The sequence below is a fragment of the bacterium genome (assembly GCA_036524115.1).
Lineage (GTDB): Bacteria > JAUVQV01 > JAUVQV01 > JAUVQV01 > DATDCY01 > DATDCY01.
Map to the genome: position 1 here is coordinate 1 of DATDCY010000154.1, position 8,895 is coordinate 8,895.

Annotated in this window: 6 protein-coding genes; 2 read left to right on the plus strand and 4 right to left on the minus strand. The window is 72.3% G+C overall.

Going from position 1 to position 8,895, the window contains the following annotated elements; translation table 11 throughout:
• Positions 1–153: 153 nt before the first annotated feature.
• From VI078_07280 to VI078_07290, 3 genes are all read right to left on the minus strand, one after another.
• Positions 154–2,985, minus strand: a complete 2,832-nt coding sequence (locus VI078_07280; GenBank protein HEY5999092.1) for a PKD domain-containing protein — start codon at positions 2,983–2,985, stop codon at positions 154–156.
• Between the two features lie 264 nt (positions 2,986–3,249).
• A complete protein-coding gene (locus tag VI078_07285; GenBank protein HEY5999093.1) occupies positions 3,250–4,212 on the minus strand; it encodes a M23 family metallopeptidase in 963 nt (320 codons plus the stop codon).
• A gap of 175 nt (positions 4,213–4,387) precedes the next feature.
• Positions 4,388–4,594, minus strand: coding sequence for a cold shock domain-containing protein (locus tag VI078_07290; GenBank protein HEY5999094.1), 207 nt, complete (start codon positions 4,592–4,594; stop codon positions 4,388–4,390).
• Positions 4,595–4,766: 172 nt separating this feature from the next.
• Between VI078_07290 and aroF the strand changes: the two genes are divergently transcribed.
• Together aroF and VI078_07300 are read left to right on the plus strand one after the other, a co-directional pair.
• On the plus strand, positions 4,767–5,783 hold the full coding sequence (gene aroF / locus VI078_07295; GenBank protein HEY5999095.1) for a 3-deoxy-7-phosphoheptulonate synthase: 1,017 nt from the start codon (positions 4,767–4,769) through the stop codon (positions 5,781–5,783).
• A 25-nt stretch (positions 5,784–5,808) separates the two neighbouring features.
• Positions 5,809–7,623, plus strand: a complete 1,815-nt coding sequence (locus VI078_07300; GenBank protein ID HEY5999096.1) for a tetratricopeptide repeat protein — start codon at positions 5,809–5,811, stop codon at positions 7,621–7,623.
• A gap of 21 nt (positions 7,624–7,644) precedes the next feature.
• On the opposite strand, the gene VI078_07305 is transcribed toward VI078_07300, so the two are convergent.
• Positions 7,645–8,895: phenylalanine--tRNA ligase subunit beta (locus tag VI078_07305; protein HEY5999097.1), on the minus strand; the 1,251-nt coding region annotated here is incomplete at its 5' end.

Genomic DNA, 8,895 nt, shown 5'->3' on the forward strand with positions numbered 1-8,895 from the left:
TGGCCGCCGGCCGGTGCCAACCCGGAGCGGGTCAAATCACCGGTGGCAGGCGGCGCAGAGCGCGGCGGTGCGCTCCTCCCTGAGCATGCAGTTCGTCGGGAAGCCGTCGGCGAGGTTGGTGCCGTGCGGGTTGTGGCAGGAAATGCACGGCGCCTAGTCGAAGCTGGTGACGCCGTCCGCGGGCGAGCCCGGGGCGTTCGTCGAGAGGTGGACGTCGATCGGATACGGGATTCCCTGGCCATCCATCACGCTGCCGTGGGCGCCGAACCGCGTCACGCCCGGAGCCGGCAGGGCGTCCTTGTTGTGGCGGTGGCGGTTCGCCGGGGTGTGGCACTGGTAGGCGCAGCGATTGTCGAGCGTGAGCTGCACGCTCCAGTCCGGCGCGGATATCCCGATCCAGCTCGCGTTCAGGTGCGCCGTATTCCCGTTGATGTGCTGCTTCGTCTCGACCGAGTTGAGCACGCCGTCGAGATGCGTGCCCGCCGGAAGGCTGATGTCGTGGCAGGCCGTGCACGTGGCGTCCGGAGAGATGATTGCGAATCCGATGCTGTCGGCCGGCGCGTGCGGCGCCGTCCCGTTCGTGCCGTGGCCGTTCACGTTGTATCCGTACGTCCCGTCGTCGTAGGGCTTCGGGTTGGTGCCCACGCCGCCCGGGCTGACGCCGTCGCCCATCACGTTGGGGGCGGCCGGGAGCGGCCCCGCTCCGTCGGGATCGTAGCCCACGCCCGTCCAGACACCGTCGCCGTCGCCGTCGCCGTTGTGGCACCCCTCGCAGGCGCTGGCGGCGGCGACATCGGCGGTCGCCGTGGCGCCCGGCGAGAAGTTCAGCGCCGCGTCGTGCGCGAACGCCGCGTAATGGTAGGTGCCCGGGCCAAGCCCGACATCGGCGGCGGCCGTCCCCTGGCCCTGGTAGACGAGCGCGCCGTCGTCGGGGCCGGCCGGGGCCCGGTCGGTCCGCCGCAGCACCCGGACGCCGGCGAAGTCGGCATCCCCGGGGTTCACCCACGAGAGGTTCACGCGGCCGCTGACGCCCGCCGCCGCGAAACCGGTCACCGGCCCCGGCGCCGTGGCGTCCCAGGACGCCTGGCAGCCGTTGCCGCCGGCGACCCACGGCGAGGGGTTCCAGCCGGCGCGCAGCGCGCGCACCCGGTAGTAATAGGTGCTGCCGTTGGCGCGGCCGGCGATCTGGGCGGCAAGCAACCCGCCCGCGTAGACGGCCCGCAGGCCCGCCGTGAACCCCGGGTTCGTCGCTTCCTGCAACTCATAGGTCGCCTCCGGCGTGGACGAGGCGCCCCACGTCACCTGGTAGTCCGGGCCGGAGCTGGCGGCCGGGACCGTTGGTGCGGCGGGCGGGGCGGTCGCGTAGGCGTCGCCCTTGACCAGGATCGAGAACAACCCCTCGCCGGGGTCCGCCGCGAGCGTGCCGCCGACCGCGTCGAGCAGCGCCACCTCCAGCCGACAGGAGGGGGCGGCCACCGCCAGCGCCGGCACCCCCCAGATCCAGGTGCCCGGGTTGCCCGGGACGGTCGCGAGGTCCGTCCACGTCGCGCCGCTGTCCAGGGACAGGCGAAGCCTCACGGAGGACGCGGTGATCCCAGCGCGCGTGACCCAGCGCACCGTCCTGGTGGTGCCACCGTACACCGTGTCGCCGCCCTCGGGGGACGTAAGATCGACGCCGCCGAGGATGCTGAATGTGCCCTGCCCGCTGTCCCTGCCCAGGAGTTGATCGGCGCCGCCGTACAGCTCGACGCGCGCGCGACAGCCGTCGGTGCGATCGTGCGCGGCCGGCACGCGCCAATCGTACGAGCCCGGGTTGCCGCCGATTCTCTTGGCCTGCCAGCTCGCGCCATCGTCGAGCGAGTACGAGAATCGGGTGTAGGCGACCGGCGCTGCCGTCAGGGCCCTCGTCCAGGTCACGTGGAGGGTGCTCCCGCCGACTACTTCAACGCCCTTCTCGGCCGCGGTCAGATCCAGCGGCCCGATGGCGAACGGCGCGTCGCTCACGTCCATGGCCACGACAGCGCCGTCGTTGCGCAACCCCTCCACCTTGATACGCCAGTTCCGGGCGGTGACCTTGTACGTCGACGGCGACGGCGTCCAGGACGCCATGCCGCGCGAGGCCGGCGTCCCGGGCACGACGACGCGCCAGCTCCCGCCGTCCGGGCGAAGCGAGACCCGCACGCTCGCCACGCCCGTGCCGGCCACCCAGCGGATCGTCTGCGCGCGCCCGGTGCCGAGGAATTCGCCGCCGTTGGGCCAGGTCAGGGTCACCTTCGCGGTGCCCGCGGCGATCGCGACCGTCGCGGCAGCCGTCGTCGAGAGGCCGGAGCGGTCCTTCACCCGCAGGCCGACGGTGTGCTGCGTTCCCGCCGTGCACGCCCCGCCGCAGATTCGCGTCCTCACCTGCTCCCACCCGAGCTTCACCAGAGCGCCGCTGACATCGCCGTACTTTCCATCGTCGTCGAGGTCCCAGGCGTACTCCGCGATCGCATCGCCACACGGAGCGTCGGGATCGCTGCTGCCCGCCGCGCTGAGACTCAGCGGCTTGCCGATCGCCACCGTGTACGGGTCGCCGGCGGCGGCGACCGGCGCGCGGTTGACGACCTCGACCGCGACCGTCGCCAGGCCGCTCGCCGCGGGGTCACCGTCATCGGTCACCCGCAGCGCCGCGGTGAACGACCCGAGCTCGCCGTAGGTGGCGGCCGCCGTGGGGCCTGACGCCTCCTCGGTGAAGGACCCGTCGTAGTGGAAATCCCAGGCGTAGGCCGCGATGCGCCGGCCGGGGTCCCCGTGGAACGAGCCGGTGCCGTCGAAGCGGACTTCCTGCGGGCAGTACATCGTCACGGGATCGGCGGTCGCGACCGCCGTGGGCGGGTCGCCGGCGGCGGCGAGCGCCGGCCCCGCTGGCAGCAGGGCACAGAGTATTCCCGGCAACAGGCAGACGATGCCCGCGCCGACGGTGGACACGATGCCGGCCGGTCTCATCGGGCTGTCCTTCGACCGCGTTGCGTGTTCGCGCCCCCGCGGCTGCCCGGCCGCGCACGGCGAGTGTAGTTTACCACGTCACAAGGATTCAGTGCTGTCAATCACAATCCGGGGCTGTGGCGGCCGACTCGATACTGGCTGGAGGCCGCTCAGAACGGGTCAGATGCAAGGAAGGCCCCGATGCGAATGCCGAGACGGGCTGGCGCCCGTCGCAGGCAGGCGCGAGGGGCCTGACGCCGCAGATGGCCCGTTATCAGCGGCCGACTAGTTGATGACGTAGTCCTGCGGGTCGACCGGGACGCCGTTGCGCAGCACCTCGTAGTGCAGGTGCGGCCCCGTGCTCTTGCCGGTGTTGCCGACCAGCGCGATCATCTGCCCGCGCCGCACCTGCTGGCCGGCCCGCACGAGCACCCGCGACGCGTGCCCGTAGCGGGTCTGGAGCCCGTAGCCGTGCTCCAGGGACACCATGTTGCCCAGTTCCGCCTCGCGGCCGACGGCCGTGACCAATCCGTCGGCGGGCGCCACGATGGACGTCCCCAGCGGCGAGGAGATGTCCAGCCCGCGGTGCATGGTCTTGTTCTGGGTGAAGGGATCGCTGCGCCACTGGAAGCCGGACGTCACCCACCCGCGCGTCGGCAGGATCGAGGGCGTCGCCGCCATGAGCGAGCGCCGATCCTCCAGGTAACTGACCAGGTCCGAGAGGCCCTGCTCCTGGGTCTCGACCCGCCCGCGCAGCTGCGCGAGGTCGCGGTCGACCTGGCCGGCGAGGTCGGCCTGCCGCACCTCCTGCCCGCTGAGCATGTCGGCGAGGCTCTTCTCGCCGCCGCCGATGGCCGGCGTCTTCTCGCGATCGGCCGCCCGGTGGTCCAGATCGAACGCCGTGCGCAGCCGCGCCTCGAACTTGCGCAGCCGCGACATGGCGTTCTCCATGTCGACGAGCCCGCGGGCCAGTTGCGCGGTCTTCTCGCGCTGGGCCACCGTCTCGGCGCGCAGCCGATCCAGCTCGGCAGCCTGGAACATCCCGCGAACAAAGGAGATTCCGAGCAGGGCAAACAGGAGGGCCGCCGCGCCGGCGCTCGCGACCATCAGCCGGAGCGTGCGCTCGCTGACGACCAGGCGGCGCACGCGGCTGTGCGCGCTCGGGACGATCATGAGGGTGTAGGAGTGGCTGCGGCGCTCGACGCGGCCCTTCTCCTCGGCGCCCTTGCGTTTCCTGAACAGACGCATCGCCCTCTCCTTCCGTGGGACCGTATTGTGCCACCCCCCGGCGGGCTGTCAACCGGAAAGTCACCGGAATAGTCAGGGAAGAAGACGCCCCCGGGAGGGGGGCCGGACGCGCAACGGCCCCGACCGCGCGCCGTGCGCCGCGACCGGGGCCGTCGAAGGGACTTGGGCGGGAAGCCTAGGCCTGGGCGGCCTTGATGACGTTGGCCGCCTGGGGACCCTTGGGCCCGTCGGTGATCTCGAACTCCACTGCCTGACCGTCAGCGAGCGACTTGAAACCGGGCTCCTGGATGGCCGAGTAGTGCACGAAGACGTCTGAGCCGTCATCCTTCTGGATGAAGCCCCAGCCCTTCTTCTCGTCGAACCACTTCACCTTGCCGGAGATTCTCATGAAAATCCCTACCCCCTTTCCCCTCAGGATGCGTACCGCCGGAGAACTCCAGCGGAAGACGTGCGCGAATCCATGACGGGCATTGAAATAGCGATTTCCGACCCTTCTTGTCAAGGGGCAAATTTGCTTGACCCCGAGCGAGTTTAGCAGGTATAAACGGCGGATCATGATCATCGTCATGCGCCAGGGGGCCCCCAAGAAGGAGCTCAACGAGGTCCTCAAGGCCATCCGGGACCTCGGCTACAAGACCCACATCATCCACGGCGTCGAGCGCGACGTCATCGGCGCCATCGGGGACGAGCGGGGCAAGGCCCGCCTCCAGTCGCTCGAGTCGCTCGCCGGGGTCGAGAAGGTCGTCCCCATCCTCAAGCCCTACAAGCTGGCGAGCACCGAGGTCAAGCCGGAGCCGACGGTCATCGAGGTCGGCGGCGTGAAGATCGGCGGCGACGCCTTCGTCGTCATCGCCGGCCCCTGCTCGGTGGAAAGCCGCGAGCAGATCCTCGAGACCGCCGCCGCCGTGAAGAAGGCCGGCGCCCGCATCCTGCGTGGCGGCGCCTACAAGCCGCGCACCTCCCCTTACAGCTTCCAGGGGATGGAGGAAGAGGGGCTCAAGCTGCTGGCCGAGGCGCGCGAGGCGACCGGTTTGCCCGTGGTGACGGAGATCGTCAACCCGGCGGACGCCGAGACCATCGCCAAGTACGCCGACATGTTCCAGGTGGGCGCTCGCAACGTGCAGAACTTCGCGCTGCTCAAGGTGCTCGGCCAGCTCGACAAGCCGATCTTCCTCAAGCGCGGCATGATGACGACGATCGAGGAATTCCTGATGTCCGCCGAGTACATCCTCGCCGAGGGCAACCGGCGGGTGATCCTCTGCGAGCGGGGCATCCGCACCTTCGAGCGGGCCACGCGCAACACGCTCGACATCTCCGCGGTCCCCGTGCTCAAGGGGATGACGCACCTGCCGGTGGTCATCGACCCGAGCCACGCCGCCGGCCACTGGCAGTACGTCCTGCCGCTCGCCAAGGCGGCCGCCGCGGTCGGCGCCGACGGCCTGATGATCGAGGTGCACCCGCACCCCGAGCTGGCCGTGAGCGACGGCCTGCAGTCGCTCAAGCCCGAGAAGTTCCGCGAGCTGATGCGGGAGATCAAGCCCTTCGTCCGGGCCGCCGGCCGCGAACTGTAGCCCGACGTCCCGCCTTCCGCCCGCCGTGGGACCCACCCCGACCCAGCGCAACGCCGGGCCGGGGCGCGAGCGGGCCGCGGCCGCCCTCCTCGCGCTCCTGCTGATCGCCGCGGTCTTCGCGGTCTACGGCCAGACCGTCGGCTTCGGCTACGTCTTCGACGACCGCAGCTACATCATCGGCAACCCGGGCTTCAAGAAGGGGCTGACGCGCGAGGGGATCCGCTGGGCGTTCACGGCCTCGTACCACGCCAACTGGCACCCGCTGGCCTGGATCGCCCACCTGGCGGACCGGGCGGTCTTCGGCGACGCCGCGGGCCCCGCGCACCTGGTCAACGCGGGACTGCATGCCGCCTGCAGCGCGCTGCTGTTCGTCGTCCTGCGCCGCCTCACCGGCTCGCTCCTGCCGAGCGCGCTCGGCGCCGCGCTGTTCGCGCTGCACCCGCTGCGCGTCGAGTCCGTCGCCTGGGTGACCGAGCGCAAGGACCCCCTGAGCACGATCTTCTGGCTGCTGGCCATTGCCGCGTACGTCGGCTACGCCCGGCGCCCGGGGCCGCGACGCTATGCGCTCGTGGCGCTCTGGCTGGCGCTCGGCCTGCTGACCAAGGCGATGGTCGTCACGCTCCCGGCGGCGCTCCTGCTCCTCGACGCCTGGCCGCTCGGGCGCCTCCGGCCGGGGCGGCCGGGCGGGACGCGCCCCACCCGCCTCCTGCTCGAGAAGGTCCCCCTCCTGCTGCTCTCCGCGGGCGGCGCGGCGGGCGCCGTGATCAGCCAGGGCAGCGCGGGGGCGATGCAGAACCTGGAACACTACCCCGTGGCAGCCCGCCTCGCCAATGCCGTGATCTCGTGCGTCGCCTACCTGGCGGACACCGTCTGGCCCGCGGGCCTGGCGGTCTTCTACCCCCACCCGGGGACGCACTTCAGCCTCGGGCTCGCCCTGGGCGCGACGGCCGCCCTCGTCGCGGTCACCGCCCTCACCCTGCGGCTCTGGCGCCGCGCCCCGGCGCTGGCAACGGGGTGGCTCTGGTTCCTCGGCACGCTGACGCCCGTGATCGGCCTCATCCAGGTGGGGGCGCAGGCGCGCGCCGACCGCTACACCTATCTGCCCTCCATCGGCCTCTCGCTGGCCGTCGTCTGGATCGCGGCGCCGGCCGCGCGGCGGCTGCGGCGACCGGCGCTCGCGACCGCCGCGGCGCTCGCGCTGCTCCTGGCCCTCGGCACCGCGAGCTGGCTGCAGGCGGCGTACTGGCGGGACGAGGTCGCGCTCTACCGCAGGGCGCTCGCGGTCACCGAGCGCAACTGGATGGCGGAGAACAACCTCGGCTGGGCCCTCCAGGAGCAGGGGGACCTCGACGCCGCCATGGGGCACTATCGCAACGCCCTCGAGACCCGCCCGCACTTCGACGCGCCGCACTTCAACCTGGGGCGCGCGTACGCCCGGCTCGGACGCAACGAGGAGGCCCTGGAGGAGTTCGACCTGGCGCTGCAGATCAGGCCCGACTTCGGCGAGGACGAGATGGTGATGGCGGACCTGCTCTCCACGCTGGGGCGCAAGCAGGAGGCCATCGCGCACTATCGCAACGCGTTGCGCTCGCTCCCCGAGGTCTCCGTCCTGCACATGAACCTGGGAAACGCCCTCTCGGACGTCGGCGCCTACGACGAGGCGCTCGCCCAGTACGCGGAGGCCATCCGCCTCGAGCCGAACGACGCCCTGGCGTGGGCCAACCGCGGGCTCACGCTCCAGCAGATGGGCAGGGCCGAGGAAGCGTCCGCGGACTTCCGCCGCGCGCTGGCCATCGACCCGCAGTGCGCGCTGGCGCGGAGGTACCTGGGGTTGCCGTAGCCGCCGGCCGGAGCGGACGGCTCAGGCGCGCAGACCGACCCCCAGCGTGTCCTTGAGCGCCGCCACGATCCGCCCGCGCAGCGGCAGCACGTCCTCCTCGCCGAGCGTGCGCTCGGTCGACTGGAAGGTCACCGTGTAGGCGAGGCTGCGGCTGCCCTTGGGAAGGGGCTCGCCGCGGTAGACGTCGAAGAGGCGCAGGTCCACGAGCAACTCGCCCGCCGCTTCGCGCACCACGGTCTCGATCCGGGCTGCCGCCATCTCCTCGGGGCAGACGATCGCCAGGTCCTGCGTCAGCGCCGGGAAGCGCGACAGGCGCCGGTACGCCCCGAGCCCCGCGCCCGCCAGCAGCGTCGCGGCGTCGAACTCGCCGAGCACCACGCGCCGCTCCGGCAGGTCGAAGACGCCGCGCAGCGCGGGGGCCAGCTCGCCGAAGGTCCCGACCGGCCTGCCACCGAGCGAAACCTGGGCCGCCCGCCCGCGCTGGTACGGCGCTCCGTCGAACGGCGCGAACGCCAGCGCGCCGAGGTTCAATCGCGCGGCGAGCGCCTCGAGGACGCCCTTGGCGTGGAAGAAGTCGTACGGCGCCGGCGTCGGGTTCCCCCACCACGGCGGCGACGACGGCCCGCTCAGCAGCAGGGCCAGCCGGCGCGGCTCGTCGGGCAGCTGCGCGCCGCCGGGCAGGTAGACGCGCGCCAGCTCGAAGACCGCGACGCGGTCGACGTAGCGCAGGTTGTGCCGCAGCGTCTCGAGCAGGCCCGGCAGGATGTGCCGGCGCAGGTGCGTGCGGTCCGCCGTCATCGGGTTGGCGAGGCAGACGAAGCCGGCGGCGTCCGGCTCCAGCCCGAGGCGCACGCACCACGAGGGGTCGGTCAGCGAGTAGGTGATGACCTCGGTCAGCCCGCAGGCGACCAGGGCGTCGCGCGCCCGGTCCTCGGCGTCCATCGCGGCGTCGGGCCGCGGCGGCGGGAACTCGCCGGACATCGGGGCGCTCGGGATGCGGTGGTATCCCGTGATGCGCGCGACCTCCTCGACGAGGTCCGCGGGAATCGCCAGGTCCAGGCGGCTGGACGGCACGACGACCGCGAGCGCGCCGCCGTCCGCCGCGGTCACGGTGCAGCCGAGCGAGAGGAGGATGCGCCGCACCTCGGCCTCCGGGATGTCCGCGCCGAGGACGCGCGCGACCTCCCCGGCCGGCAGGCGCACGGTCGGCACCTGCTGCGGCCGCGGGTAGGCGTCGACGATGCCGCGCGCGACCGTGCCGCCGGCGTGGCG